Origin of the sequence: Flavobacterium sp. LC2016-23 (assembly GCF_009674775.1) — a bacterium.
Taxonomy (GTDB): domain Bacteria; phylum Bacteroidota; class Bacteroidia; order Flavobacteriales; family Flavobacteriaceae; genus Flavobacterium.
In genome coordinates, this window is the sequence record NZ_WKKE01000017.1 from 91,498 (window position 1) to 116,989 (window position 25,492).

At 36.3% G+C, this 25,492-nt stretch carries 28 protein-coding genes; 6 read left to right on the forward strand and 22 right to left on the reverse strand.

The window, feature by feature from the left end:
• Position 1 precedes the first annotated feature (1 nt).
• From GJU43_RS15465 to GJU43_RS15480, 4 genes are all read left to right on the forward strand, one after another.
• Positions 2 to 715: a prolyl oligopeptidase family serine peptidase gene (locus GJU43_RS15465; RefSeq protein WP_154341662.1), complete on the forward strand. Its 714-nt coding sequence runs from the start codon at positions 2 to 4 to the stop codon at positions 713 to 715.
• 10 nt (positions 716 to 725) lie between these two features.
• A complete protein-coding gene (gene bglX, locus GJU43_RS15470) occupies positions 726 to 3,026 on the forward strand; it encodes a beta-glucosidase BglX (protein WP_154341664.1) in 2,301 nt (766 codons plus the stop codon).
• 97 nt (positions 3,027 to 3,123) lie between these two features.
• Complete coding sequence (locus tag GJU43_RS15475) at positions 3,124 to 5,046, forward strand: discoidin domain-containing protein (RefSeq protein ID WP_154341666.1); 1,923 nt, start codon at positions 3,124 to 3,126, stop codon at positions 5,044 to 5,046.
• A 168-nt stretch (positions 5,047 to 5,214) separates the two neighbouring features.
• Complete coding sequence (locus GJU43_RS15480; protein WP_154341668.1) at positions 5,215 to 6,606, forward strand: M20/M25/M40 family metallo-hydrolase; 1,392 nt, start codon at positions 5,215 to 5,217, stop codon at positions 6,604 to 6,606.
• Positions 6,607 to 6,678: 72 nt separating this feature from the next.
• On the opposite strand, the gene GJU43_RS15485 is transcribed toward GJU43_RS15480, so the two are convergent.
• The 16 genes from GJU43_RS15485 to GJU43_RS15560 form a co-directional block, all read right to left on the reverse strand.
• A complete protein-coding gene (locus GJU43_RS15485; RefSeq protein ID WP_154341669.1) occupies positions 6,679 to 6,984 on the reverse strand; it encodes a hypothetical protein in 306 nt (101 codons plus the stop codon).
• A 4-nt stretch (positions 6,985 to 6,988) separates the two neighbouring features.
• Positions 6,989 to 7,441: a hypothetical protein gene (locus GJU43_RS15490; protein WP_154341671.1), complete on the reverse strand. Its 453-nt coding sequence runs from the start codon at positions 7,439 to 7,441 to the stop codon at positions 6,989 to 6,991.
• A 91-nt stretch (positions 7,442 to 7,532) separates the two neighbouring features.
• A complete protein-coding gene (locus GJU43_RS15495) occupies positions 7,533 to 8,207 on the reverse strand; it encodes a YiiX family permuted papain-like enzyme (RefSeq protein ID WP_154341673.1) in 675 nt (224 codons plus the stop codon).
• Between the two features lie 101 nt (positions 8,208 to 8,308).
• Complete coding sequence (locus GJU43_RS15500; RefSeq protein WP_154341675.1) at positions 8,309 to 9,205, reverse strand: hypothetical protein; 897 nt, start codon at positions 9,203 to 9,205, stop codon at positions 8,309 to 8,311.
• A 17-nt stretch (positions 9,206 to 9,222) separates the two neighbouring features.
• Complete coding sequence (kdsA, locus tag GJU43_RS15505) at positions 9,223 to 10,041, reverse strand: 3-deoxy-8-phosphooctulonate synthase (protein ID WP_154341677.1); 819 nt, start codon at positions 10,039 to 10,041, stop codon at positions 9,223 to 9,225.
• A 644-nt stretch (positions 10,042 to 10,685) separates the two neighbouring features.
• Complete coding sequence (locus tag GJU43_RS15510) at positions 10,686 to 11,138, reverse strand: 2-dehydro-3-deoxyphosphooctonate aldolase (RefSeq protein WP_154341679.1); 453 nt, start codon at positions 11,136 to 11,138, stop codon at positions 10,686 to 10,688.
• Positions 11,139 to 11,236: 98 nt separating this feature from the next.
• A complete protein-coding gene (locus GJU43_RS15515) occupies positions 11,237 to 11,935 on the reverse strand; it encodes a lysoplasmalogenase (RefSeq protein WP_154341681.1) in 699 nt (232 codons plus the stop codon).
• 14 nt (positions 11,936 to 11,949) lie between these two features.
• Complete coding sequence (locus tag GJU43_RS15520; RefSeq protein ID WP_154341682.1) at positions 11,950 to 13,221, reverse strand: sterol desaturase family protein; 1,272 nt, start codon at positions 13,219 to 13,221, stop codon at positions 11,950 to 11,952.
• Positions 13,222 to 13,285: 64 nt separating this feature from the next.
• Positions 13,286 to 13,561 (reverse strand): ATP-dependent Clp protease adaptor ClpS, encoded by a 276-nt coding sequence (locus GJU43_RS15525; RefSeq protein ID WP_154341684.1) that lies wholly within the window; start codon positions 13,559 to 13,561, stop codon positions 13,286 to 13,288.
• Positions 13,562 to 13,706: 145 nt separating this feature from the next.
• A complete protein-coding gene (gene prmA / locus GJU43_RS15530) occupies positions 13,707 to 14,540 on the reverse strand; it encodes a 50S ribosomal protein L11 methyltransferase (protein ID WP_154341686.1) in 834 nt (277 codons plus the stop codon).
• Positions 14,541 to 14,672: 132 nt separating this feature from the next.
• Complete coding sequence (tpiA, locus tag GJU43_RS15535) at positions 14,673 to 15,425, reverse strand: triose-phosphate isomerase (RefSeq protein WP_154341687.1); 753 nt, start codon at positions 15,423 to 15,425, stop codon at positions 14,673 to 14,675.
• Between the two features lie 61 nt (positions 15,426 to 15,486).
• Entirely contained in the window at positions 15,487 to 15,981 is a 495-nt protein-coding gene (locus tag GJU43_RS15540; protein ID WP_154341689.1) for a TlpA disulfide reductase family protein, read from the reverse strand.
• Positions 15,982 to 16,274: 293 nt separating this feature from the next.
• Positions 16,275 to 16,940 (reverse strand): YqiA/YcfP family alpha/beta fold hydrolase, encoded by a 666-nt coding sequence (locus tag GJU43_RS15545; RefSeq protein ID WP_154341691.1) that lies wholly within the window; start codon positions 16,938 to 16,940, stop codon positions 16,275 to 16,277.
• A 51-nt stretch (positions 16,941 to 16,991) separates the two neighbouring features.
• On the reverse strand, positions 16,992 to 17,459 hold the full coding sequence (locus tag GJU43_RS15550) for a hypothetical protein (protein ID WP_154341693.1): 468 nt from the start codon (positions 17,457 to 17,459) through the stop codon (positions 16,992 to 16,994).
• A 132-nt stretch (positions 17,460 to 17,591) separates the two neighbouring features.
• The gene (locus tag GJU43_RS15555; protein WP_154341695.1) at positions 17,592 to 18,713 is read right to left on the reverse strand and encodes a BT_3928 family protein; all 1,122 of its coding nucleotides are present in this window, start codon (positions 18,711 to 18,713) and stop codon (positions 17,592 to 17,594) included.
• Between the two features lie 78 nt (positions 18,714 to 18,791).
• On the reverse strand, positions 18,792 to 19,331 hold the full coding sequence (locus GJU43_RS15560) for a DUF1599 domain-containing protein (protein ID WP_154341697.1): 540 nt from the start codon (positions 19,329 to 19,331) through the stop codon (positions 18,792 to 18,794).
• A 150-nt stretch (positions 19,332 to 19,481) separates the two neighbouring features.
• On the opposite strand from GJU43_RS15560, the gene folP reads away from it, so the two are divergent.
• Together folP and GJU43_RS15570 are read left to right on the forward strand one after the other, a co-directional pair.
• Positions 19,482 to 20,306, forward strand: a complete 825-nt coding sequence (folP, locus tag GJU43_RS15565) for a dihydropteroate synthase (protein WP_154341699.1) — start codon at positions 19,482 to 19,484, stop codon at positions 20,304 to 20,306.
• Between the two features lie 100 nt (positions 20,307 to 20,406).
• A complete protein-coding gene (locus GJU43_RS15570; RefSeq protein WP_154341701.1) occupies positions 20,407 to 21,054 on the forward strand; it encodes a hypothetical protein in 648 nt (215 codons plus the stop codon).
• A gap of 34 nt (positions 21,055 to 21,088) precedes the next feature.
• On the opposite strand, the gene rlmH is transcribed toward GJU43_RS15570, so the two are convergent.
• From rlmH to GJU43_RS15600, 6 genes are all read right to left on the reverse strand, one after another.
• Positions 21,089 to 21,562: a 23S rRNA (pseudouridine(1915)-N(3))-methyltransferase RlmH gene (rlmH, locus tag GJU43_RS15575; protein WP_154341703.1), complete on the reverse strand. Its 474-nt coding sequence runs from the start codon at positions 21,560 to 21,562 to the stop codon at positions 21,089 to 21,091.
• 91 nt (positions 21,563 to 21,653) lie between these two features.
• Positions 21,654 to 21,968, reverse strand: a complete 315-nt coding sequence (locus tag GJU43_RS15580; protein ID WP_154341704.1) for an antibiotic biosynthesis monooxygenase — start codon at positions 21,966 to 21,968, stop codon at positions 21,654 to 21,656.
• 92 nt (positions 21,969 to 22,060) lie between these two features.
• Complete coding sequence (locus tag GJU43_RS15585; RefSeq protein WP_154341706.1) at positions 22,061 to 23,479, reverse strand: adenosine deaminase; 1,419 nt, start codon at positions 23,477 to 23,479, stop codon at positions 22,061 to 22,063.
• A 278-nt stretch (positions 23,480 to 23,757) separates the two neighbouring features.
• Complete coding sequence (locus GJU43_RS15590; RefSeq protein WP_154341708.1) at positions 23,758 to 24,042, reverse strand: GNAT family N-acetyltransferase; 285 nt, start codon at positions 24,040 to 24,042, stop codon at positions 23,758 to 23,760.
• Between the two features lie 6 nt (positions 24,043 to 24,048).
• Positions 24,049 to 24,444: an OsmC family protein gene (locus tag GJU43_RS15595; RefSeq protein ID WP_154341710.1), complete on the reverse strand. Its 396-nt coding sequence runs from the start codon at positions 24,442 to 24,444 to the stop codon at positions 24,049 to 24,051.
• A gap of 2 nt (positions 24,445 to 24,446) precedes the next feature.
• Positions 24,447 to 25,328, reverse strand: coding sequence for a pirin family protein (locus GJU43_RS15600; RefSeq protein ID WP_154341712.1), 882 nt, complete (start codon positions 25,326 to 25,328; stop codon positions 24,447 to 24,449).
• Positions 25,329 to 25,492 lie beyond the last annotated feature (164 nt).

A 25,492-nucleotide genomic window follows, 5' to 3' on the forward strand; every position in this document is an offset into this window, starting at 1 on the left:
AATGAAATTTAAAATAACATTCCTATTTCTGCTCTTTTCTGCAATAGTTTTGGCGCAAACCGAGACCACCGGAAATTTTAAAACGGTTGTGGTTACCAAATATGAGCTGGGTTATGTATTGCACAAACCTGCCAATACCAAGGATAAAAAGCCCTTAATCGTTTTTATATCCGGTGACGGGGAAAAAGGGACAGACCTTGAAAAAGTCAAAATTAATGGTCCTTTAAAATATCTGAAATCGCATGCATTGGATGCCTATGTTCTGGCTCCGCAATGCAAAGAAGATGAAAACTGGGACATTGAATCCATTTATCAGCTGATTTTAAAAGTTCAAAAAGAGCATAATATCGATCCGGATCGGATTTATGTAACCGGTTTGAGTTCAGGAGGCTGGGCCACCTGGAATTTAGCGCTTTCGCATCCCGATCTGTTTGCGGCAATTGTGCCGATTTCAGGTTTTGTCGATTTGATTGAGTTAGAAAGCGCTTGTAAAATTGCAAATATTCCAACCCGAATTTACCACGGCTTATTGGATGATGTCGTAAACGTAGATTACGCTGTCACCATTTATAAAGAACTAAAAAAGTGCCAAGCCAAAGATGTACAACTGACCATTTTTGATGATGCCGGTCACGACAGCTGGACACGTGTATACGATAATCCTGAAATTTATAGCTGGATGTTTAAACAGATTAAAATAAATACAAATAAATAAAAACAATAGAATGAAAAAGAAATTAGTCTTACTGTTTTTAGGATGTGCTGTTTTGGGGTATGCCCAAAAAAAGAACGCTAAAAATACAGTAAAAATTAAACCGAAATCTGAGTTTGTAGCCGAGTTAATTTCAAAAATGACTTTAGACGAAAAACTGGGACAGTTAAATTTGCCAACATCCGGTGATATTACTACAGGACAAGCTAATAGTTCTAATGTTGCAAAAAATATTGCTGAAGGAAAAGTAGGTGGTTTGTTCAATATAAAATCGGTTCAGAAAATCAGGGAAGTCCAAAAGATTGCCGTTGAACAAAGCCGTTTAAAAATTCCGTTGCTTTTTGGTATGGATGTTATTCACGGTTACGAAACAACATTCCCGATTCCGTTAGGATTATCCTGTACCTGGGATATGAATCTAATCGAAAGAAGTGCGCAGATTGCCGCTCAGGAAGCGAGTGCCGACGGAATCAACTGGACCTTCTCTCCAATGGTAGATATTTCACGTGACCCGCGTTGGGGAAGAGTTTCTGAAGGTTCAGGGGAAGACCCGTACTTAGGAAGCCAGATCGCAAAGGCGATGGTTAACGGATACCAGCAAAAAGACTTATCAAAAAACAATACCATTCTGGCCTGTGTAAAACACTTTGCATTATACGGAGCGCCGGAAGCAGGACGTGATTACAATACAGTTGATATGAGTCATATCAAAATGTTCAATGACTATTTTCCGCCTTACAAAGCCGCTGTTGATGCAGGTGTAGGTTCTGTGATGGCTTCTTTTAATGAAGTAGACGGAATCCCTGCAACCGGAAGCAAATGGTTAATGACCGATGTTTTAAGAAAAAAATGGGGTTTTAAAGGTTTCGTAGTGACTGATTTTACCGGAATTCCGGAAATGATCGAGCACGGAATGGGGAATCTTCAGGATGTATCTGCTTTGGCCTTAAATGCCGGAGTTGAAATGGATATGGTTGGAGAAGGTTTCCTAAGTACTTTGAAAAAATCTTTAGACGAGAAAAGAGTAACGATCGAACAAATAGATAATGCGGTTACACTTATCCTGAACGCAAAATATGACTTAGGATTGTTTGAAGATCCTTATAGATATTGCGACGAGAAAAGAGCAAAAACCGAAATTTTTACGGCAGCCAGCAGAAAAGAAGCACGTGAGATTTCGGCACAATCACTGGTTTTATTAAAAAATCAAAATCAGGCATTGCCGCTTAAAAAATCAGGAACTATTGCGCTGATCGGACCATTGGCAGATGCGAAAGAAAACATGCCGGGAACCTGGAGCGTCGCTACAAAAATGGAAAATGCAGTCTCTCTGTTAAGAGGAATTAAAGAAGTAGCAGGACCTTCGGTTAAGGTGTTATATGCAAAAGGAAGTAATTTAGATTACGATGAAACTTTTGAAACGAATGCAACGATGTTTGGTAAAACCTTACACCGTGACGGCCGTTCAAAAGAAGAATTAGTAGCAGAGGCGCTTAAAATTGCGAATCAGTCTGATGTAATTGTAGCAGCACTGGGAGAATCTGCCGAAATGAGCGGAGAATCCAGCAGCCGTACCAATTTGGAAATTCCACAGGCGCAAAAAGATTTATTGCAGGCCCTGATTAAAACAGGAAAACCGGTAGTATTAGTTTTATTTGATGGCCGTCCGTTGGTACTAAATGAAGAAAATGCAACCGTTCCGGCTATTTTAAATGTCTGGTTCGCCGGAAGTGAAGCCGGATACGCAATCGCAGATGTTTTGTTTGGAGATGTGAATCCATCCGGAAAACTGACCGCTACTTTTCCAAGAAGCGTAGGGCAGGTGCCGATTTATTATGCACACAAAAATACAGGAAGACCGCTTTCCAACACAGAAGGAAAATTTGAAAAATTCAGATCCAATTATATCGATGAAAGAAACGAGCCTTTATTCCCATTCGGTTTTGGTTTAAGTTATACGACTTTTGAGTATTCAAATTTGAAAATTTCATCCGATAAAATGAACTTCAGCGGAAAAGTAAAGGTGACCGTTGACGTTGCCAATACAGGAAATTTCGACGGAAAAGAAACCGTTCAGTTATACATCAGGGATTTGGTAGGATCAGTGACAAGACCTGTAAGAGAACTAAAAGGATTCCAGAAAATAGCCCTGAAAAAGGGAGAAAAACAAACGGTGACTTTTGAGATCACTGTTGAAGATTTAAAATTTTATAATTCTGATTTACAATTTGTAGCAGAACCGGGGCAGTTTGATGTTTTCGTTGGAACAAATTCAAATGCCGATAAGAAAGTTAGTTTTGAGTTAACTAAATAGTTGGTTTGTTAATTAGTAATTAGCCCTTCGGATTTGGTTAACCGAAGGGCTTTTTTTAGCCAAAAATCTAAAGTATTTACAACAAAATAAAATCAAAATGAAAACATATAAATGGTGTTCCATACCGGTTTGGCTTTTTCTTATGGGACTGGTAAGCAATGTTTCAGCTCAGAATGTCCCCGGAAAAACAGCATGGTTTGATCCTGCGAAGCCAGCTACGACCTATTGTAATCCCATAAACATAGGATACAATTACACCACTCAGAATCACAATGGCATTCCCGAATCCCGAAGGTCGAGCGCAGATCCTGTAATTATTACGTACAAAGGGGACTATTATCTGTTTGCCACGAATCAGGCAGGATTCTTCTGGAGCAAGGACATGTCCGACTGGAAATTCGTTTATGGAAGTTTCCAGAGAAACCCGGGCGATGATGATCAGTGCGCACCGGCAGCCTGGGTCGTAAATGATACTTTATTTTACGTAGGGTCGACCTGGAAAAAAGATCATCCGGTCTGGAAAACAGCCGATCCGAAATCAGGAAGATGGACAAGGCATGTTAACACCGCCATGCTGCCTACCTGGGATCCTGCGATTTTTCAGGATGATGACAAAAAGGTTTACATGTATTACGGTTCAAGCGGAAAATTACCACTTGTAGGCGTAGAAGTAGATTACAATACCTGGCTTCCAAAAGGCAATCAGGCCGATTATGCAAAATTATACGCCGCAAAAGAAGTAGAGGACATTCAGAAACCGTACGGACAGGCAAAAGCTGTGGTGGGTTTAGACCCTGCAGCACACGGCTGGGAACGTTTCGGACCCAACAATGATATGGAACCGGCACCCTGGGGCAATTTTATCGAAGGAGCCTGGATGACCAAACACAACGGAAAATATTACATGCAATACGGAGCTCCGGCTACCGAGTTTAAAGGCTATGCCAATGGTGTTCACGTGGGCGATAATCCTTTAGGGCCATTCGTTTACCAAAAACACAATCCGATGTCGTATAAACCCGGCGGATTTGTAATTGGCGCGGGACACGGAAATACGTTTGCCGACAATTATGGGAACTACTGGAATACGGGAACCTGTAAAATTTCGATAAAAGACCGTTTTGAACGCCGTATCGATATGTTTCCCGCAGGATTTGATAAGGACGATGTGATGTATTCCATTACGGCTTATGGCGATTTCCCTATTGTATTGCCAACAGCCCAAAGAGATCAGACAAAAGGCGCTTCTTCCGGCTGGATGTTATTGTCTTATAAAAAACCGGTGACCGTTTCTTCTGCCGAAGAATGCAAAGAGGTTGAAACACACCGAATGGATCACGGCGGCAAAAAAGTATATGAGAAAATTTGTTACGACACGGCTAACTTAACCGATGAAAATATTCAGACCTACTGGTCAGCCACATCCGATAAACCCGGCGAGTGGCTGCAGCTGGATTTAGGTAGAAAGATGGAAATCAACGCGCTGCAAATCAATTATGCCGATCATAAAGCGACGCAGTTTAATAAAGCGATGGACATGTATTATCAGTATCAAATCGTGATGTCAGAGGACGCCCTAAATTGGACTCTGGTCGTCGATAAATCAAACAATGACAAAGATGTACCCCACGATTATGTGGAGCTGACAAAAGCCATAAAAGCACGTTACATTAAGATGGTAAACATTCATAACGCTTCGGGAATGTTTGCGGTTTCTGATTTCAGGGTTTTTGGAAACGGATTAGAAGAAAAACCAAAGTCAGTTGCTGATTTTAAAGTCAAAAGAAATGCAGCCGATTCCCGTAATGCGATGATTTCGTGGAAAAAACAGGCAGACGCGATTGGCTACAATATTTACTATGGAATTACCCCGGATAAATTATACAACAGCATAATGGTCTACGCAGACAGCGCTTACGATTTCAGAGGTTTGGATAAGGGAACAAAATATTACTTTACCATTGAACCTTTTAATGAAACCGGAATCGGTAAAAAGAGTAAGCTTATCGAGGTAAAATAATTTTTTACAGAATGAATTTTTAAAACGCTGATTGCAACAAAAAAGTTGTTAATCAGCGTTTTTTTTTGAGAAAAGGTTTCGGAAAAATACGGTGGGTTGTAAAGAATTTTGTTCCTTTGTCTTGTTCGCAATTAAAGCGGGCAAATAACCCAAAATGCTATAAAAACCATGAGAAAAACGATTCTTTTAACTGTTTTAGTTTTAAACGGATTGACATCTTTTGCGCAATCAAACGATGAAAAAAACATTAAATTATTCTACAAAAAAGCCTTAACCGAGTCCAAATGTTATACCTGGCTTGAATATTTGTCGAATGATATCGGAAGCCGTTTATCGGGCTCTGCAACTGCTGAAGCTGCAGTTCAATACACCAAAACACAATTAGAAAGATTAGGACTTGATAAAGTATACCTTCAGGAAGTAATGGTGCCGCATTGGGTACGAGGCGAAAAAGAAACAGCTTATATCCTGGATAATAAAACCAAAACGGTAGTTCCGATTTGTGCTTTGGGCGGATCTGTAGCGACGGCAAAAACAGGCCTGACAGCTGAAGTCATCGAAGTACAGGGAATTAAGGAATTAGGAGAACTGGGAGCAGACAAAGTAAAAGGGAAAATTGTTTTTTTTAACAGACCAATGGATCCTGAAAATATCGAAACCTTTAAATCATACGGAGCCTGTGTAGACCAAAGATTTGCAGGAGCAAAAGAAGCAGCAAAATTAGGAGCAGTAGGAACAATTGTTCGTTCTATGAATTTACGTTTAGACGATTTTCCTCATACAGGAGCGCAAAGCTACGGTGATTTGCCAAAAGAGCAATACATTCCAACAGCTGCCATTAGTACCAACGGAGCTGAATTACTTAGCGCAACATTAAAAAATAATCCGGCTTTAAAATTCTATTTCAAACAATCCTGCGAAACGTTACCGGACGTTTTATCGTATAACGTAATTGGTGAGCTTACCGGAAAAGAGCACCCGGAAAACATTATGGTGGTCGGCGGACATTTGGATTCCTGGGACTTAGCAGACGGTTCACATGATGACGGGGCAGGAGTAGTACAAAGTATGGAAGTGATCCGAATTCTGAAGAACTTAAACTACAAACCTAAAAATACAATTCGTGTCGTGTTATTCATGAACGAAGAGAATGGTGGAAAAGGCGGAGCGAAATACGAAGAAGTTTCAAAGAAAAACAACGAGAACCATATTTTTGCTTTAGAAAGTGATTCAGGCGGATTTAGCCCAAGAGGATTTTCAATACAGGCAGATGATGCCAATGTTAAAAAAATACAAGGATACAAAGACTTTTTTGAACCTTATTTAGTGCACAGTTTCACCATTGGACACGCAGGATCAGATATTGATCATCTAACGTCTAAAGCAATTGTAAAAGCAGGTTTAAAGCCGGATTCACAACGTTATTTTGATTATCACCACGCAGCAAATGATAAATTTGATGCGATCAACAAAAGAGAATTAGAACTTGGAGCAGCTACAATGACGACTCTGATGTACCTGATGGACCAAAACGGAATCGATGCGCCTAAGGCCAATTAAGATTTCAGAAATAAATATAAAAGCTGCAAGTGACCTACTTGCAGCTTTTTTTTTGGAAGTAATCGAAAGGGATCAGATTTTCATGACAATACAGTAATACAGGAAGGTGATCGGAATATTAGAAAGTAAAATCAGTATTTTAATTCCGATATCTTTTCGCAGTTCCGGTATTCGTATAAAAAGGTCGGTGAGGTGTAATAACATGATCGTATTCAGCACAATGGCCGAAACCACAAACGGACTTGCAATCACCAGAACATTTGAATTTTCATTCGAAAGAATGTACAGGACAAACAGCAGTGTACTAATTATAAACGATCCGATCGTTAAGTCAATCGATTCTGTTTCATCAAAAGTTTTTTTGTCAATAGTTTTCATAAGTCTAAATATTAAAAGTTTTCTGAATCGTATGAATGGGTGTGAACAACATTTTTGAAAAGTCCAGATAATGAAACGGTAATGCCTTTTTGCCTCTTTTGTATTGTTGCATGAAATAATTGATTTCTTTCAGATAAAAGGGCGTTCCGGAGGCAATTACCAGAAATAAATACAAGCTTTTTTTGCCGTTTCCTAACAGGTAATACTGCATTCCGATTTCTTCACGGACAGAAATCCCGGTATTGGTAAGGACGTGTATGATATCATGATCTTCCAGTTTGGGTTGCATATCAAAATGATTTTTAGAAAGAAAATTTCCTAATCCAAAACCTAAACTTCCTTCCGGGTAGTGTAATAAGGCTGTTTGGTCAATTTCCCACGGTTTATTTTTCTTGAAATACTTTTGGTAAGGCTGCTTGCTGTATTCGTATATTTTTTCAATAATCTGATCTTTCATAAGTTGATTAGTTTTTTAAAAGTTCTTTGAATTTCAAAGTAAATAAGTAAAAGAAAAAGCCAATGAAGATTTCAATCAGCTTTTGTGATTTTTAATAGTTATCTGTGATCGTTGTTAGCAGTTTAGAATCGGCAAGATCAGAAGGGGCAACGACTTTTTCTTCTAGCGGAATATCATTGCCATAACGCTCTTTTAATATTTTTCCAACTCTGGGATCAGTTAGATTAAAATCTTTCAATTCTCTAAGTTTTGATAATTCGATTCCTGCTGCGTTTTTATAAATCTTCCAAACCAATTCAGAACAGTAAATTCTTTTATCGGTCCATTCGAAATAGGCATCATATTCTTTACCATCAAATTGCTGGCTGTACTGTTTCATTTTTTGGAGCACTTCAGGTTTCAGCACACTGTCGTTTTTCAATCGTTTCACCACATATTTGCTGTTTTTTCCGTGTTTGATCCAATCTTCAAGTGGTGTAAGTTTTACAGGCTGAACGGCTTCAAAAACAAACCATTTTCCATTTATATCGTAAATAATTCCACAATGCGAAAACTTTGAATGAGTAGCTATACGAACTGCTTCACATTGTTTAGATTCCGAAGTTTGAAAAATTATATCACCATCTTTGTATTTGCCGGATTCTGTTTTTTCCGGTTTGTTTCCCGTAAATGGATTGTTGGGAAAAACCTTCAAACTAATAAACAGTGCTAATCCAAAACTGATTAGGAATGTGATTACCGGAAATAGATATTTTTTAGATTTCATGAAGTGTAAATTAAAGTACTTTGAGTTACAAAGTAAATAATAAAAAAAATAGCTGCCAAATAAAAGGACAGCTATTTTTTAAAATATAAAGTAAAGTGTTTTTAGATTCTGAAAATTCCTCCGAAAGCAATAATACGCTGGAAAAATAAGAAATGCTGGGAAGCCTTATCATCATTACTTTGTGTAGTTCTGATATCCTGCATATCGATATAACCACCTTTTAGTTCACCTTGCAAGTAGAAATACTTGAAGAAAGTAAAGTTAATACCCGCTTTTGCAGATAAACCATAACCGGAAACATGAAAATCATCGTGACGTTCTTTTCCTAAAAGGGTAGTATTGGTTTTAGGATATAAAACTCCGGCACCTAAACCTTCCGTTAGATTAATCTGAAATTTATCAGTATTTGGTAACCCGAACAATTTAGAAATATCATCATGTCTGGAAACCTCAGTATTCACATAATTCAGACCATCTGTATGTTCGTACATTAAAAAAGCAGGAGGATTTCCCTGAGTATCAGTACCACCTTCGTGAGCACCATTTAGAGACATATCTACAGGTCTGTTGTTATAATCTCCGTTATAATACGATCCAGCCTGATCAGCTGGTAAATTAATATAGCCCGTAACATTAGCAGTTTGATTCTGAGTCATTACATATTTCATGTGGTCCCAGCCAATTGAAACACTGTAATGATCGCTAATGAAATATCCCATTCTAAAGTTCGTCTGAGGAATTGTCATATTCGCCGGATTCACATAATCAATATGCCATCCTTTTGGTTTATCATGCGCCTTCATATCTGCCACCGTAAAGTTGTAATCTTTACCTCTGAAGTTCACATCAGATTTGGTGTAGCTATCTCTGTTTCCTCCCCAGGAAACGAAGAATTTACCTTTGTTGTGAGCGGTGTATCTTTCTACTGCGATCTCTTCCTGAGCAAAAGTGTTTAATGAAAAACACATCAGAAAGAAAAATAAAATTTTTGTTTTCAATGAAATAGTATTAAAAATTAGAATGAATTAACTGTTTTTCTAATGGCAACCAATTTGGTCATTAAACCTTCAAAATAATCTAAATGTAACATGTTGGCACCATCACTTTTTGCGTTAGCAGGATCAAAATGAGTTTCGATAAAAATACCGTCAACTCCAACTGCGATACCGGCTTTGGCAACAGTTTCAATCATATCAGGTCTTCCTCCCGTAACACCAGCCGTTTGATTTGGCTGCTGTAAAGAATGTGTAACATCCAGAACCGTAGTAGCATACTGCTGCATCGTCGGGATGCCTCTGTAATCAACGATCATATCCTGGTAGCCAAACATCGTTCCACGATCTGTAACTATAACATTCTCATTATTACAGTCTAATACCTTCTGAACGGCATGTTTCATGCTTTCCGGACTCATGAATTGTCCTTTTTTCAGGTTCACCACTTTTCCTGTATTGGCAGCCGCCACGACTAAATCTGTCTGACGCACCAGAAAAGCAGGGATTTGCAAAACATCAACATATTGTGCTGCCATTTCAGCATCTTCATTGGTATGAATATCTGTTACGGTAGGAATATGAAAAGTCTCTGAAACTTTTCTTAAAATTTTTAATGCTTTTTCATCACCAATTCCTGAAAAGCTATCAATTCGGGAACGGTTTGCTTTTTTAAAGGATCCTTTAAAAACATAAGGGATCTGAAGTTTGTCGGTAATACCAACTAATTTTTCAGCAATTCTAAGCGCCATTTCTTCTCCTTCAATGGCACAGGGCCCGGCTAGTAAAAAGAAATTTCCGCTGTCAGTATGCTTAATTTGTGGAATATGTTGTATGTTCATAGTATGATTTTTTTGACTGTGCAAAGGTAGTTATGATTTATGAATCGCAGATGAAGATTTAAGTTTTTTTTATGACCACTGATCGCTATCCGGAGTGTTGTTCATTGCGGTATTTTTCCCTGAAAAAACTGATTTTCTTAAAAAAACTGATTTCCATTTTTATCAGGACATAATTTTAGTGGAATTATGAGAATTTAAGTTAATTTCATGATTTGTTTTTTATAGTAAATTGAGAACAAAATTTGTCCCGTAAAAAATAAAACATTCGTAAAAATTTTAATAAAAACAATAATTTTGATTTGTCTCATAAAGTTCTCATGATCGTTTGAACTAAAATTGAAAAGATCAAAAAGATCCAGTTTTGTAATTAAAACTCCCGGAAAGGTTAATAAAAAATAGATAACAAACTTTTTAAAATTTATCTCATTTATGACTTTTGAAAGTTTCCAATAATAAAAAGCTACAATTAATAAAATAATGAATTTAATCAACGTTGCCACAGGGTAAATCCTGGTATGCCAACCGGGTACGACTGAAGATAAAAAATCAGAATTCAGATCTAAAATGGAATAAGGAAATAAAAGAACCAATAAAAAGATGCAAATTAAAAAAGTAGTTTTGGTTTTAATCATGCTATTTAAGGATTATTCTTTTTTCAAACGCAATCCCATCGGAACCATTAAAATTCCTTTTTCATAAACGTTCAGGTACAGTTTTATAGGTTTCTTTTGTCCGTCCCATTTCAGTTCATAAACATTCAGGAATCCGGCCCCCATATCGCTTCTTTTGGTAGGGAAAGGACAACAGGTTTCCAATCGGGTGTAGGTAATCTTTTCTCCGTTTGGTCCGGCCAGCGCATTTAAAAAACGGGTTTCGTTCAACGCTTCATCTTTGGTATTTCGGTAAAAAATATTCACAGGATAATCCGGATCATAACCGTATTTTTTATCATTGCTGAATAACGTAATGACAAACGTATTGTCTTTTTTCAAAACTAAATCCGGAGCATTGTCATCTACATTTTTCAAAGTCGATTTGGTACTGATACAAGAAGTTACCGAAAGAAGCAAAACGATAAACAGAGCTGTTTTTTTCATGTTAATGTGTGTTTTGTAGTACAAATGTAAGCTGTAAAAACGGTTTTTAAAATAATCTGCATTAAGAAAAGAGTGAACTAAAATCTGTAAATTAAATTTTAAATCTTCAGATTCGCGGCTTTCACATTCCCATTTGAATTCAATTTTAAAATACCAGTTACAATCAGATATTGTGCCACAAGATAGGTTAACATGATGAAAAAAGAACTTTTTTCAATTGGAATGTAAAATTTATTCACTGCCAAAATACTATCGGAGGCCACAAAGACGACCGCACCGCTAAAAACGTACTGATTTCCGGGTCTTTTCCAGGTTAAAAATCCATTGAATGCAAATAATAACATTAACGAAATTACGGTTGCATAAACAATTACAGGAATTTTCAGATCTCCTAAAGTTGGTAATAAAAGGGATAACATGCCGATTAAATAACCTGCAATTACAAGGCTCCCAATTAAAAAAGCAGCTTTGTTTTTTTTAGAACGGGTTTTGGTTTGTTTATTAAAAAGAACAGTATAAATAACATGGGAAATAAGAAAAGCAACCAATCCAAGAATAAAATAGATCTCGTCTATATCTGCAAAAAGTAAAATGACATCACCGATCCAGGAAAATAGGAGGGCGCTTAGAACGATATTTTTGGCTGGAAATTTTTTATGAAGATAAACAGAAAATCCTAACAAAGGAATCAGGATTGGTTTTAAGAAAAGATCAAAGTTTTCATATCCTAAAAGTAAAAGCAACAGGTAAACAATACTGAAACCAATATAGATTTTAAGAAATAAAGTAGTTTTCATAGCAGGCTGGGGGATTATGAATGAATAAGTTGATTTTGGGCAGTTTTAAAATCGACAGAAACAAAATATACCGAAACAAAAAAGGAGAAAGTCAAATAAGCCATAATAACATAATTGGCAAAAGGAAAAATAGTGTTCAGTCCAAACCAGTCGCCATAATAAGAAATTATTCCAATCGCTGTTACAAAACGAAAACCTTCCCAGAAAGCAGCATACTTACTTTTGTCCATAAGCTCACTGTAACTGTAAATCGTCACCAGAATAAAAAAGCCGTAAAGAAAGATATTCGGCAAACCAATTTTGGCAATATTATCAAATAAATAAGTGACAAACAAAAGTGTCAGTAAGACCTGTGCAACCGACCAATAAATCAATTTTTGGGAATTTTGTGTTCCGTATTTTTCAAACTCAAAAACATTTTCGATTTTGTTTACAGGAAATAATTCTTCGAAATTTTCCGGACGCCAGCCTGTTGGTTTAAACCAGATGGTAAGTTTGTCTTTCCATTTTGGAGCACGCCAGGCGTCTTTAATCAGTAAAGTCAAATGTTGAAAGTTGATCCGGATGGGGTTCCAGGTATTGGCTGGTCTCGTTATTCCGAACACAGGGGGAACATTATCTAATTCTTCCTGGAAAGTACCAAAAAGCTTATCCCAGAAAATAAAGATCTGCGAATGATTTTTGTCTAAATATTCGGGATTTATGGCATGATGTACCCGATGATGGGAGGGAGTTACCAAAATGTGTTCAATAAAACCCATTTTTTTGATGTGCTTGGTATGATACCAAAATTGTAAAAATAAATGAAGCGGAAGGGTAATCGCAATGACGGTAGCAGGAACGCCCAGCAAAGCCGCAGGAATCAGTAAAAAAGTAAATAAATTGACTAAGCTTGCAATAGGCTGTCGCAGTGCACAGGCTAAATTAAATTCCTCGCTGCTGTGATGTATTGCATGTTTGTTCCAGAGGAAATTAATCTGATGCGCTAACCGGTGACTCCAGTAGCCATAAAAATCGATCACAAAAAAGGCAATGCAGTAAGAGAGGACGTTAGCTTCCAGATGATAAAGGGCAATTTTAGAAACGAGCCATTCATAGGAAATAAAAGTAAGGCTCAGTCCTAAAACATCTTTTACCGAATTGGTAATTCCTGAACTAATGCTCGATACGCTGTCTATTAAAGGTGCGGTATCGTTCTTTTTGTAAATGCCATATATTTTTTCGATTATGATTAATACTAAAAAAACAGGTGTGGCAATAATTAATATTTTTCCATATTCTTCCATAAAAAAAACATTCAATTTTAATCAAATATAGATAAAATTGAATGTTTTTTAAAATATTCTCAGTTTAAACAATTTCAGCGCTTAAACCAGCTTCCAGAAGTTGCGTGCACTGCGGTTTCAGTTTGTCCATTGGACCCGTCTTTACGGTGCATTTTCCGTTGTAATGTACGATTAGGGAACACTGTTCTGCTTGTTCGGGCGTATGACTGCAAACGCGCATTAAAGTATCAATTACATGATCAAAAGTGTTTACATCGTCGTTGTAAACAATGATTTCGTTATTGAAAGCCGTAGCTTCTTTTTCCCGGACTCTTTCTCTTACTTTTTCTTTAGTACTCATTTTTTTTTAAGTTTTTGTACTGTTGTAATTACTATTTTTCTTTATCAAAAGATTTACCGATAAGCCACTTTTAAAAAGCTAAATCGGCTTTAATCTGTATGATCAGTTTAATCTGCAGGCAATTAAATTTTAGATAATTAGCTATCTAATTTACGTATTTTAATGAAACCCAGTTGTTTCTTTGAAATTTTTTAACATATGTCAAACCTTTTTCGGTGCAGGAAGCATCAATAAACGGAATGTCTTCTTCATAAAAACCGCTTAACAATAAAGTCCCTTTTGGATTTAAACAATCTACATAAGCCTGCATATCGTTTAACAAAATGTTACGGTTGATATTCGCTATGATCAAATCGTATTTTTTACCGGCCAATAGCGCAGCATCGCCTTCATAAACGGTAATATGTTTACAATTATTGCGTTCTGCATTTTCGATCGAATTCAGGTAACACCAGTTGTCGATATCGATAGCATCGATTGGCTGTGCGCCTTTCATTTCAGCTAAAATTGCAAGAATCGCTGTTCCGCAACCCATATCCAGTGTTTTCAAACCTTTCACATCCGTTTCAAGCAAATGCTGAATCATCATATGCGTTGTTTCGTGATGGCCTGTTCCGAAACTCATCTTTGGTTCGATAATAATATCAAACTCAGCGTTGGTTTTTTCATGAAAAGGAGCACGAACGTGGCATTTTCCATCCACATCAATGGCTTCAAAATTCTTTTCCCATTCTTCATTCCAGTTTACCTGATCGATTTCTTCAACAGTATATTCAATTTTAAATTCTTCTGATTCTAAAATATAAATGTCATTCAGGATATTCTCATCCCACAAATCTTTTTTCACAAAAGCCGAAATTCCGTTTTCTGTTTCTGTAAAAGTCTCAAACGCTTTCTCGCCTAATTCTGCAATTAAAATTTCTGAACCCGGTTCTTTGGGTTCAATGGTAAAATGGTATCCTAAATATATATTCGACATAACTGATTTTTTTTGCAAAGGTAAGAATCCAAAGCAGAAGTTGTTTACAAATCCGGCAGAACGTTATTAATTTTTAGACCTAAAAAAAAGCGATACCGAAGTACCGCTTTTGATTTTTATATAAATCTAAAATTAGATTGCAGTTACAATAGCTAAGAAGTCCTCTGCTTTTAAAGCAGCCCCTCCGATTAAACCACCGTCTACGTCTGGTTTTCCAAAGATTTCTTTAGCGTTATCCGGTTTTACAGAACCACCGTATAAAATGGAAACTTCGTCAGCAATTTCTGCTCCAAAAGCTTTACGTACCACTTCTCTGATGAATTCGTGCATTTCCTGTGCCTGCTCCGGAGAAGCAGTTTCTCCTGTTCCGATTGCCCAAACCGGCTCGTAAGCTAAAACAATTTTAGACCATGATTCTTTTGCGATATGAAATAATCCGTCACGTAATTGGTTTTCAACAATGTTGAAATGGTTATCAGACTGACGGTCTTTTAATTCTTCTCCAAAACAGAAAATAACAGTTAAATCATGTTTCAGCGCAGTATCTACTTTACTCGCGATTAAAGCATCTGTTTCATGAAAAAATGCTCTGCGCTCTGAGTGACCCAGAATTACGGTGTTTACACCAATGCTGGTTAACATGTCTGCAGAAATTTCTCCTGTAAAAGCACCGCCTTCAGCCTGGTGAACGTTTTGTGCAGCAACACTAATTGTAGTGTTTTTTACTTTGGCAACAGCTGCCTGTAAGTTTACGAATGTTGGTGCAACAATTACCTGAGCGGTAGTTTGTGCCGGTATTTTGGTAATTAATTCGTTTAATAATTCCTCAGTTTGTGCGGCATTTTTATGCATTTTCCAGTTTCCTGCAACAATCTTTTTTCTCATTTTGGTAGTTTTTATTATTCTTTTAATTTTTGTTTAGGTGAAATGGCAATTTTTATTGCGCTTATTTTAATCCTTGTAAAGTAGCGTTGATTTTATCAAAGTCGGTTTCGATAGCTCTGTATAAAACAATTTTGCCTTTTTTGTCCACAATAATATATCTCGGAATCCAGTCTAAGTCGATTGCTTTTCCGAAAAGACCTTTCATGCCGTCATTCATCATAAAATGATCCCCTTTTAGTTCGTGTTTTTCAATTCCGATTTTCCATTTATCAGCTGTTTTGTCAGCAGAAAGGAACAAATAAGAAACATCAGGATTATTCGCTTGCAGTTCTTTTACTTTTGGCATTGCTTTTACGCAATCGCCACACCAAGAAGCCCAAACTTCTATAACCAAAGTTTTTCCTTTGTATTTTTTTAATATGTTTTTAAAAGCAATCTGGCTTCCATCAGTCGCTGATAATTTTTCAGATAAGGCTTCTTTGGAAAAACTTGTTTTCTGAGCCTGTGAGCATGAAAATGTAATAATGGCAATAAAGAGCAGCGCTATTTGTTTCATAGTAGGATTATAAAATTTTATTTCAATACTGAATTCACAAAGTTAAACAAAGAAATTGAATGCCAAATGGAGATTAACAAAATTTGAACACGGTCTTATTTTATCACAAAATAGGAAATTTCGGTTAAAAAAAAGAGTCTGAAATCGTAATAGTTCGTTAGAAAAATTCAAATTTTAAATAAAATTCAGCCGGAAGATTTTTACATCGGCAGAAAAATGATGTTTCTTTACTTTTTAAGCATTTAAAAACTTAAAAAAAAAGCCGCTGATTTCCTTTTTTTAATGCCCGGTTATCAATTCAGATCATAATTTCCGTTGGCCCATTTTTTACAGGGAACAATCCATTCCTCTAAAGCTTTGTATAAAAAGCCGTGTTTTAAATTGGTATTTAATTCGATTTCCCTGAAATGATTCACTTTTAGTTTTGAAGTTTCTTTTCGCTTAACGGCCGAGACGCCCAAAACATCTGATTTTTCATAAATAGTCAGAATGTTTCCACAGAAATTGATATCCGGAATTTCCTGAATATCGATATCCCGAAAGCAGCCTATAAAAACAAAATTCACATCAGGATTTGCCAGATAAGTCGAAACATATTGTGCAATGTACCCCCCTTTTGAAGTTCCGATGATGGTAATTTTATTGGGCTTAATTCCTTTTTTTAGTAGTTTGTGAATTTGTTTAACCACTTTTTCTGCATACTCGGCCGCATTGGTGTTCTTTTTCCTTTTTTCGCTAAAAACGATAAAATTATCGGCCTTAAAAGAATTAAGGATTTCATTGTATTCCGCTCTGCCATATTCCGAATGCGCTTCGCTCAAATCGTGCTCTTCAATAAATTTATTGTGCAGGAAAAAGATATATGCCTGTTCGGTGTTTTTTGTTGTTGTCTGGGAATAACCTAAAATGCAGGAAAGGATGATCAGTAAAAAAGTAATGGATTGAAATGGTTTTTTCATGATGGTTTAAGTTGAATTGGGATATATCTTAAAATTTTAAATCACCATTATTTATTGTGCTACTTTTAGTGGTTTTGGAGTATTAGTATAAAAACTTAAAACTTCTTCTGCATCTTTTTTACTTAAATATTCTAAGTCTATACTATGGATAGTTTCTTCACTACTCTGGGTTGATCGTAATAAAATTAATTTAAAAATTTCCCTTTTTTCCTCTATACTTTTTTTGTTTTTACTAAGATACCCCTCGTAGGCTTTAGCCATTTGTAACCATATTTTTATCTCGTTATCAGGATGTAAATCTCTCTTGAAATCGGTTATAGTTTGCTCTAAACTGCTTTTGTCTACTTCTGCAAAAACATCGTGAATGGTTTTTATTTTTTCAATTTGTTCTTGAGTCAAAGAATCATGAACAACTTTATTGAGTTGAAATTTATTTGCATTAATCTCCCGAATCTGATCTTCTTTTTTGTTACAAGATAGAATTAGAAAAAGGAAAAGAAGATAGGAGTAATTTCTCATGATTAGAATTAATAAGTTTTGAGTTCTTCGTTGGTAATTTTTTTAATTGTCATTATTATTACAGATGTAAAAAAAGCGCCAATACATCTAAAAATCTAGAATATTGGCGCTTATTATAAGGTTTATTATTTTTTAAAGACTGTAGGCGACATCCGATAATTTTAAATCATCAACATCGTTGTAATGTACTTTCTGCACTATAGTTCCTTTATGTAAAACTACGATACTTGGATTAGCTCTTTCGATCGTTTTTAAAGCCGTTGCATCACAGAAATAGAAATCAACATTTAAACCGTATTGTTTTTTGGCTTTGGCAATTTCATCAGGCCCCGAAGCCGTCATTGCAATTACTTTATAGCCTTTTGCTTTGGCTTCCTGATTTACTTTTTCCAGTTTTTTCATTCCTTCTGGATTTGATAAATTTAAATCGTAGGTCACAAAAATCACTAATTTCGGTTCTTTCAGCAATTCTTCTTTATAATCAGAATCGTCTTTTACCATTGTAAAATCATGAATAGGCGGTACATAACCTTCCGTGATTACTTTATCTTTTCTGTCCACGAAAGTGGCCCCTGCAGGAATATTGGCTAACTCTTTTTCGGTAAATTCTTTATCCACTCCGTTTACTTTGTAGATAAAAATCATTTCAACCACCGATTTTGGAGCGCCGTCGGGAATTTTCATTCCTTCCTCGATGTTGTTTCCAACTTTGAAAGGACGGAAATCCTTAATTGGATTGTGATTTAATACCCAAACCGCCATAAACACACACAAAACCACGCTTATTAAAGTGATGCTATTGGTTACCAGCTTAGAAAATAAAGGTTTAACCAATTTTTTATTGAAGAATAAAATCAAAATAAAGAACAGCAAAACAATATCTTTTGTAAACGATTGCCACGGTGTAAGGTGTAAAGCGTCTCCGAAGCAGCCACAATCCTTCACTACGTCAAAATAAGCAGAGTAGAAGGTGAGGAAGGTAAAGAAAACGATCAATAGTAATAAAAACCAAATCGTTGCTTTTGCTTTGTAGCCTACTAATAGCATTACTCCTAGAACCACCTCTAAAATCACTAAAAATATTGCTAATCCTAAAGCCAGCGGCTCTAAAAAAGGCATATTGAAAACCGGTTCACTAAAGTATTCTGCCAGTTTATAGGAGAAACCAACCGGATCATTGAGTTTAATTAATCCCGAAATGATAAATAATACGCCGACAAAAAGTCTTGAGAATTGGGTAATGATGTTTTTCATAAGTATAGTTTAATTTAAATTCCAATTTCTTCAGATTCCCCCTAAGGCCGGGATTTGGAATTTGGGATTTGGAATTTTTTATTTCATTGGATTTAAAATCAAAGCAAAAACCGAGTAATTGATCATGTCCTGATAATTGGCATCAATCCCTTCAGAAACTAATGTTTTGCCTTTATTGTCTTCAATTTGTTTGACACGAAGGAGTTTTTGCAGGATCAGGTCAGTAAGTGAACTGACGCGCATTTCACGCCAGGCCTCACCGTAATCATGATTTTTGGCTTCCATTAATTCTTTGGTCAGTTTAATTTTAGCGTCGTACAGTTCGGTTGCTTTTTCTACATCCAGATCCGGCTGATCCACAACACCTAATTCCAGCTGGATCAAAGCCATGATAGAATAATTAATGATTCCGATAAATTCCCCTTTTTCGTCCTCATCGACTTTACGGATTTCATTTTCCTGTAAACTTCTGATGCGTTGTGCTTTTATAAAAATCTGATCCGTAAGGGATGGCAGTCTCAGAATGCGCCATGCACTGCCGTAATCTTTCATTTTATTGATAAATAAGGTACGGCAAACCGAGACTACATTATCATATTCTAAGGAAGTATTCTTCATTTATTGCTGTATATTTGCTTAAATTTCTTCAAAAATAAGGATAAAATTAAAGAGTTTCAAGTTTAAGGTTTTCTTTGTTTCAAGTTTTTAAAATAGAACTTGCAATATCGGATAACTTGAAACCTGAAACAAATAAAAATTTCAAACAAAATGTTAATTAACTGCAAAGGCCAACTGATTGATTTATCGACCCCTAAAGTGATGGGAGTTATGAATGTCACGCCGGATTCTTTTTTTGATGGCGGAAAATATAAAAATGAATATGAGATTGTCACGCGCGCGGGCAAAATTTTAACCGAAGGCGCAACATTTATAGATATTGGCGCTTATTCTACGAGACCTGGTGCCGAATTTGTTCCCGAACAGGAGGAAATTGCCCGTATTGTTCCTGCTATTGAAATAATTCTAAAACACTTTCCGGAGACACTGCTTTCGATTGATACTTTCAGGGCAGAAGTAGCCAACGCAAGTATTGAAAGCGGCGCTGCGATTATAAACGATATTGCCGCGGGAGGCTTAGACGATAAAATGTTTGACGTAATTGCAAAATACAATGTTCCGTACATCATGATGCACATGCGTGGAAACCCACAGACGATGCAGACCATGACAGAATATGATGATATTGTAAAAGAGATGCTGTTTTATTTTTCCGAAAAAGTAGCAAAAGCCAGAAGTCTCGGAATCAATGATCTGATTCTGGATCCGGGGTTCGGATTCGCCAAAACTACGGAACAGAATTATGAGGTGCTTCAAAAGATGGAGCTTTTTAATGTGTTAGAATTGCCCGTTTTGGCAGGAATATCAAGAAAGTCAATGATTTATAAAACACTGAATATTACAGCGCAGGAAGCTTTAAATGGCACCACGGTGATCAACACAATTGCTTTGACAAAAGGGGCTAAAATCCTTCGTGTTCATGATGTAAAAGAAGCCATGGAATGTGTTACGTTGTTTAATAAAATGAGTCTGTAGATAGAAAAATTCATTGGTTTGTCATTTCGACGAAGGAGAAATCACATCCAGAGAGCGATTTAAACCTGTTTAAGTTCATTAATTTTAAAGTGTAGTTTTTATGAAATACTTTAGTCTGATTATTGTTTGTATTCTTTTTTCCTGTGAAGAAAAAAAAGACGTTTTACTTCCAAAAGCAAACCTTTCAATTGTTAAAAACGTAGAAGATCTTTCTCCGATTTATATCTTTTTTAAAACGGATGGCAAAGATACAATTGCCGATGTGAACCGGAAAAACAGCATCATTTCTACCAATTGGATTTTCAATATTGACAAACGCCTGCCTTTAAAACTAGTCATTCCGGAAGTAATGAAACTTCAGGAAAAAAAGCGGGCAGAGAAGGCCCATAAAAACGAAAAAGCCGAAAACTATTATTCGTACGCTGATTCGGTTGGAAAGAATTTAGCCTTTTTGCCATTCACGAAAGTGTATTATAAAATGGAAATTGCCAATAATAGAAGTCAGTTGTATTTTAAAAAGAATGGGCTAATACAATATAGCGGTAGAAAGATATATGATTTTCCTAAAAATAATTTAAAGCCATTTTTAGATAGTTTAGTAATCAATCCGAAAGCTGAAATTAAATTTTCGTACGATAAAAACATGACGTACGGGGATTACATTCAATGTAAAATCTTAGTAAAAACTATAATTGATAAAAAGATTCCATTTGTTTTTATAAATGAAGAAGAAGAATTCGTTTTTTAAACCTGAAACAAAGAAAACCTGAAACAAAAACTTTTTATTGATGATGATAAGGTTCATTCCTTAAAATTGTAAATCCGCGGTACAGCTGCTCGATAAAAAACAAACGTACCATCTGATGTGAAAACGTCATTAGTGAAAGCGAAATTTTACCCTGTGCTTTGCTGTAAACCATATCTGAAAATCCGTAAGGACCGCCGATTACAAAAACAAGCGTTTTGATTCCGGAGTTCATTTTCTTTTGCAATTCTTCCGAAAAACCAACGCTGGAAAAGTTCTTTCCGTTTTCATCCAGTAAAATCAACTGATCGGTTGGCGTTAATTTGGACAGAATTAGTTCACCTTCTTTTTCCTTTTGCTGACTCTCGGACAAATTCCTTACGTTTTTGATATCCGGAATAATTTCCAGATCAAATTTGATATAAAAAGACAGACGTTTGGTATAATCGTCAATCAGGGTTTGAAGCGATTTATTGTCCGTTTTGCCAATGGCGATAAGTTTGATGTTCATTGATTAAAAATTTTGCCACGAATTACACAAATGACTACAAATTTAAAAAAGGGAATCTGTAATAATCCGTTTCATCTGTAAAATCGGTGTACTATTTAACGATCTGCTTTTTATTCTTAAAAACAGTTTCAAAATGCTCTACAACCGGAAACGGCTCATAATAATAATGGAGAATTTTCTTCCATTCTAAATACGCTTCAGAATTTCTGAAGCCTTCCGTATGATCTTCAAGCGTGTTCCAGTCCACTAATAAAAGATATTTATTTTCGGCTTCAAGACATTTCTCCAAACGATGACCTAAATAGCCATCAATAGAAGAAATAAACTGACTTGCCTTGGCAAAATCAGCTTCAAACTGATTTGCTAATTCGGGTTTTATAAAAAGAAAAACGGCTTCCAGAATCATGTTACAAATTATTTCTATCTGCCTGATCTGCTAAATCTGCGGGAGCTATTTTTTTCTCGCAGATTTAGCAGATCAGGCAGATTTTATTTTTATTAGTTTTTAGAAAATTTCTCTTCAAAAGTTTTGAATCTTGCGTCCAGATCTTTCAGTAATTGTTTTTTTACCGAAGCATCCTGAATAAAGCTGTAGTTTATGCTGTTGTAAACATATTGTTTGATCGTCGCATACGTCACATCCGGATATCTTTTTGCCAGTAATACATATTGTTCGGTCATGTTTGTTCTTAAAATACCGGCGTCGTCTGTGCTGATTACGATTGGCACATTGAATTCCTTGTAAAGTGAAAAGGGATGTCTGTTTTCTTTAACTTTTAAGATGAATTCGTTGCTGGTCAGGTTAATTTCAATCGGAATCGTATTTTTTGCCATGTAACGCAACAAATCATAGGAATTGGCTTCGTAAGCAATGTCAACTCCGTGCCCGATTCTGTTGGCTCCTGCAACATAAACCGCATCGTTGATATGCCAGGTTAAATCCTCCGGTTGTACTAATCCCAGCGTTAATTCTCCCGCATGCAGCGTATATTTTACATCGGCAAATTTTGAATGGCAATATTTAAACATCACCATGTGAAGCCAGTAATCTTTCATTGAATTTTCGCCATGTTCAGGAGAAACAATATTGACACCGGCGACCAATTTACTTTCATTAGCAGAAATAAAAGCGATAACCAGATTTTTAAATAAATCTACCGGTTCCATAAAACGAAGCACAAAATTTTGATAACGCATGGTGAAGTGGTCATCGTCAATTTTCAGGTCCTTGTGCAGTTTTGCTATAAAGTAGGTATTGAAATCTTCGGCGTATTTTTTAGCATCTTTTTGCTGTAGGGATTTGTACAATTCATCTAAATATTTCAGAACTGCTTTTTCGTCTTTTTGTGCCGCGGCCTGACGAAGTTTAGTATTAAAATCAGTTAAATCGGAAACATTCATGTCACAGGGAATTATAGATAATTGTGTTTCGATATAACTTACATTTTCAGCAACAGCACGTTTTTTTAGTTCCAGCATGCCTTCTGCAAAATGCCCGTCAATGGTGGGGAAAAATTTATCAAAGGAATCAAAAAACAAATCGTCAGAAGGAACAGACACACCGTTGTAATCTTTAGCAGACCAGGTTTGCATCACCTGCTGTTTGTAGAATTCCAGTTTTCCGTTATTTTTAAGAGAAGAAAATGTCTCCCAGTTTCCTTTCCCAGGTTTTGTTTTGGAAACTTCCATCGTTTCTAAATTCAGGTAAAAATCTGCTGCAATGGCTCTTTCCAGAAGAGGTTCCGCATAAATGGATCCTGAAAAATGATGGTGTAAATCGCCTCCTTTGGGCATTTGTTGAAAAAAAGCAGTGGAGAGTGCTTCATTGTTTCTGACTTTTTCTAAATAACGTTCAGCTGATTGAGAAAAGCCAATTTGCGCTATAAAAAAACAGAAAAGTGTAATTATCCTCGTCATAGTCTAGATTTAAATTACATGCAAATGTAATGGATTTTGAGGACATTTGAAAATGCGGATTGAAATTGGCAGGAGTTTAACCGCAAAGAGCGCAAGGTTTTTTTTAACATGGAGTAAATTTAAACGCAAAGTTCGCCAAGTTGTACAGCAATACTTCACCTAAAAACAAAAAAAGACGCACATCAGTGCGTCTAAAATAAAACCTTAGAACCTCAGCAACTCAGAACCTCAGGAGCTAAAAAACCTTTGACCCTTTGCAACTCTGCCACTTTGACCCTTCAGGAAAAAAGCACATCACGAATTTCTCCCGTCTTATCAAAAACACTTTTCGCGAAAGGGCAAAGCGGAATGATTTTCAGATTATTATTTCTCGCATAGTCTACAGTAGCCATCAGGAGTTTTTTGCCAACCCCTTTTCCGCTGAAATCTTCGTTGACTTCTGTATGATCGATGATGAATTTAGAATCCCCGGCCCAGGTGTAGGTCATTTTTCCCGCTTCTTTTCCGTCTTCGATGGCTTCAAAATAGCCTTTTCTGATATCGTTTATTTGTTGAATTTCCATGATTATTTATACTAATGAAGTTTCTATTTTAATTGTGTTTACAAGTGTTTTATGAACCGGACAACTGTTTGCAATTTTCAAAATTCGCTGTTTTTGTGTGTCGTCTACATTTCCGGTAATTAAGATTTTCGTCGAAAACAAAGAAACGGTATGTTCTTCATTTTTATCAAAATCAACCCAGATGGTAAGCTCTGAAACATCCCAGCCTTTGCGGTCAATATACATTCGCAATGTAATTAAAGTGCAGGAGGCCAGAGATGAAGCGAGAAGTTCAAACGGACTAAAACCTAAATTTTTTCCGCCTATTTCCTGCGGTTCATCTGAGATAAGTGTATTGCCGGTTTTAGAGGTTATTTCGGTACGATATTTTCGGGTATCGATTGTTGCTTTAATGGTATCCATATTTATTTAATTCTTGGTTCAGGTAAAGGTACAAATTCGGTTTCACCCGGAACTTTCGGGAAAGTTTGTGCGGTCCAGTCTTTTTTGGCTTTTTCGATTAATTCTTTATCCGAAGAAACAAAATTCCAAAAGATAAAATGTTCTTCCGGGAAAGGCGTTCCTCCAAAAATATAAACGGTTGAATTGGCCGTAATTTCAAACTCACACAATGTACTGTCGTTGGTAATCAGGATTTGTTTCGGATCGTAAACATGTTCGCCGCTTTTGATGCTTCCTTCCAGAATATACAATCCGCTTTCGCCAAATAAATCTTTTCCGATGTTTATTTTTTGGGTGGTTTCACTTTTAATTTCAATAAAATACAACGGACTATAAACGGGAACAGGTGATTTTTTTCCGAAAGCTTCTCCGGCGATTAATTTATAAGAAACGCCGTTTTCTTCCCAGGCCGGAATATCATCGGCTTCCACATGTGCAAAATTCGGATCCATTTGCTCTAATTCTTTTGGAAGCGCCACCCAGATCTGCAATCCATGAAGCATTTTGTCAGAATGTCTTAAATATTCAGGTGTTCTTTCAGAGTGAACGATTCCTTTTCCTGCCGTCATCCAGTTTACGGCTCCCGGTTTTATTTCCAATTCGGTTCCCAGACTGTCGCGGTGCATGATGCTCCCTTCAAACAAAAAAGTTAAGGTGGAAAGTCCGATATGCGGGTGGGGCGGGACATCCATATTCTGGTATTGGTTTAACTGCGCCGGTCCCATATGATCAATAAATACAAATGGTCCGACAGCTCTTTTTTCACGGAAGGGCAATAATCTCCCCACCATAAAATTACCGATATTGGCGGCACGTTCTTCAATAATTAAGCTGATGTTTGACATGGTATGGTTTATTTAGTTGAAAACAAAATTACAGTTGTAGTGGAAAGCTATAACTTAATTTAGGTTAAGAAAATTGTTTTACTGTTTTTTAGTCACGGATTTAGCGGATTATACGGATTAGAACAGTTTGCCACGAATTTCACGAATTTCACGAATTTTTCACT

Bases quoted from the DNA above. Each gene is read 5' to 3' on its own strand.
- folP (WP_154341699.1), top strand. From the start codon at position 19,482: ATGTTAATTAACTGCAAAGGCCAACTGATTGATTTATCGACCCCTAAA.
- GJU43_RS15580 (WP_154341704.1), bottom strand. From the start codon at position 21,968: ATGATTCTGGAAGCCGTTTTTCTTTTTATAAAACCCGAATTAGCAAAT.
- GJU43_RS15490 (WP_154341671.1), bottom strand. From the start codon at position 7,441: ATGAAAGATCAGATTATTGAAAAAATATACGAATACAGCAAGCAGCCT.
- GJU43_RS15545 (WP_154341691.1), bottom strand. From the start codon at position 16,940: ATGAAAAAACCATTTCAATCCATTACTTTTTTACTGATCATCCTTTCC.
- GJU43_RS15525 (WP_154341684.1), bottom strand. From the start codon at position 13,561: ATGAGTACTAAAGAAAAAGTAAGAGAAAGAGTCCGGGAAAAAGAAGCT.
- GJU43_RS15555 (WP_154341695.1), bottom strand. From the start codon at position 18,713: ATGAAAAACATCATTACCCAATTCTCAAGACTTTTTGTCGGCGTATTA.
- GJU43_RS15480 (WP_154341668.1), top strand. From the start codon at position 5,215: ATGAGAAAAACGATTCTTTTAACTGTTTTAGTTTTAAACGGATTGACA.
- GJU43_RS15590 (WP_154341708.1), bottom strand. From the start codon at position 24,042: ATGGAAATTCAACAAATAAACGATATCAGAAAAGGCTATTTTGAAGCC.
- GJU43_RS15585 (WP_154341706.1), bottom strand. From the start codon at position 23,479: ATGACGAGGATAATTACACTTTTCTGTTTTTTTATAGCGCAAATTGGC.
- GJU43_RS15515 (WP_154341681.1), bottom strand. From the start codon at position 11,935: ATGAAAACTACTTTATTTCTTAAAATCTATATTGGTTTCAGTATTGTT.
- GJU43_RS15495 (WP_154341673.1), bottom strand. From the start codon at position 8,207: ATGAAATCTAAAAAATATCTATTTCCGGTAATCACATTCCTAATCAGT.
- bglX (WP_154341664.1), top strand. From the start codon at position 726: ATGAAAAAGAAATTAGTCTTACTGTTTTTAGGATGTGCTGTTTTGGGG.
- tpiA (WP_154341687.1), bottom strand. From the start codon at position 15,425: ATGAGAAAAAAGATTGTTGCAGGAAACTGGAAAATGCATAAAAATGCC.
- GJU43_RS15595 (WP_154341710.1), bottom strand. From the start codon at position 24,444: ATGGATACCATTAAAGCAACAATCGATACCCGAAAATATCGTACCGAA.
- GJU43_RS15550 (WP_154341693.1), bottom strand. From the start codon at position 17,459: ATGAGAAATTACTCCTATCTTCTTTTCCTTTTTCTAATTCTATCTTGT.
- GJU43_RS15465 (WP_154341662.1), top strand. From the start codon at position 2: ATGAAATTTAAAATAACATTCCTATTTCTGCTCTTTTCTGCAATAGTT.
- GJU43_RS15485 (WP_154341669.1), bottom strand. From the start codon at position 6,984: ATGAAAACTATTGACAAAAAAACTTTTGATGAAACAGAATCGATTGAC.
- GJU43_RS15570 (WP_154341701.1), top strand. From the start codon at position 20,407: ATGAAATACTTTAGTCTGATTATTGTTTGTATTCTTTTTTCCTGTGAA.
- GJU43_RS15560 (WP_154341697.1), bottom strand. From the start codon at position 19,331: ATGAAGAATACTTCCTTAGAATATGATAATGTAGTCTCGGTTTGCCGT.
- GJU43_RS15600 (WP_154341712.1), bottom strand. From the start codon at position 25,328: ATGTCAAACATCAGCTTAATTATTGAAGAACGTGCCGCCAATATCGGT.
- GJU43_RS15475 (WP_154341666.1), top strand. From the start codon at position 3,124: ATGAAAACATATAAATGGTGTTCCATACCGGTTTGGCTTTTTCTTATG.
- kdsA (WP_154341677.1), bottom strand. From the start codon at position 10,041: ATGAACATACAACATATTCCACAAATTAAGCATACTGACAGCGGAAAT.
- rlmH (WP_154341703.1), bottom strand. From the start codon at position 21,562: ATGAACATCAAACTTATCGCCATTGGCAAAACGGACAATAAATCGCTT.
- GJU43_RS15520 (WP_154341682.1), bottom strand. From the start codon at position 13,221: ATGGAAGAATATGGAAAAATATTAATTATTGCCACACCTGTTTTTTTA.
- prmA (WP_154341686.1), bottom strand. From the start codon at position 14,540: ATGTCGAATATATATTTAGGATACCATTTTACCATTGAACCCAAAGAA.
- GJU43_RS15510 (WP_154341679.1), bottom strand. From the start codon at position 11,138: ATGAAAAAAACAGCTCTGTTTATCGTTTTGCTTCTTTCGGTAACTTCT.
- GJU43_RS15540 (WP_154341689.1), bottom strand. From the start codon at position 15,981: ATGAAACAAATAGCGCTGCTCTTTATTGCCATTATTACATTTTCATGC.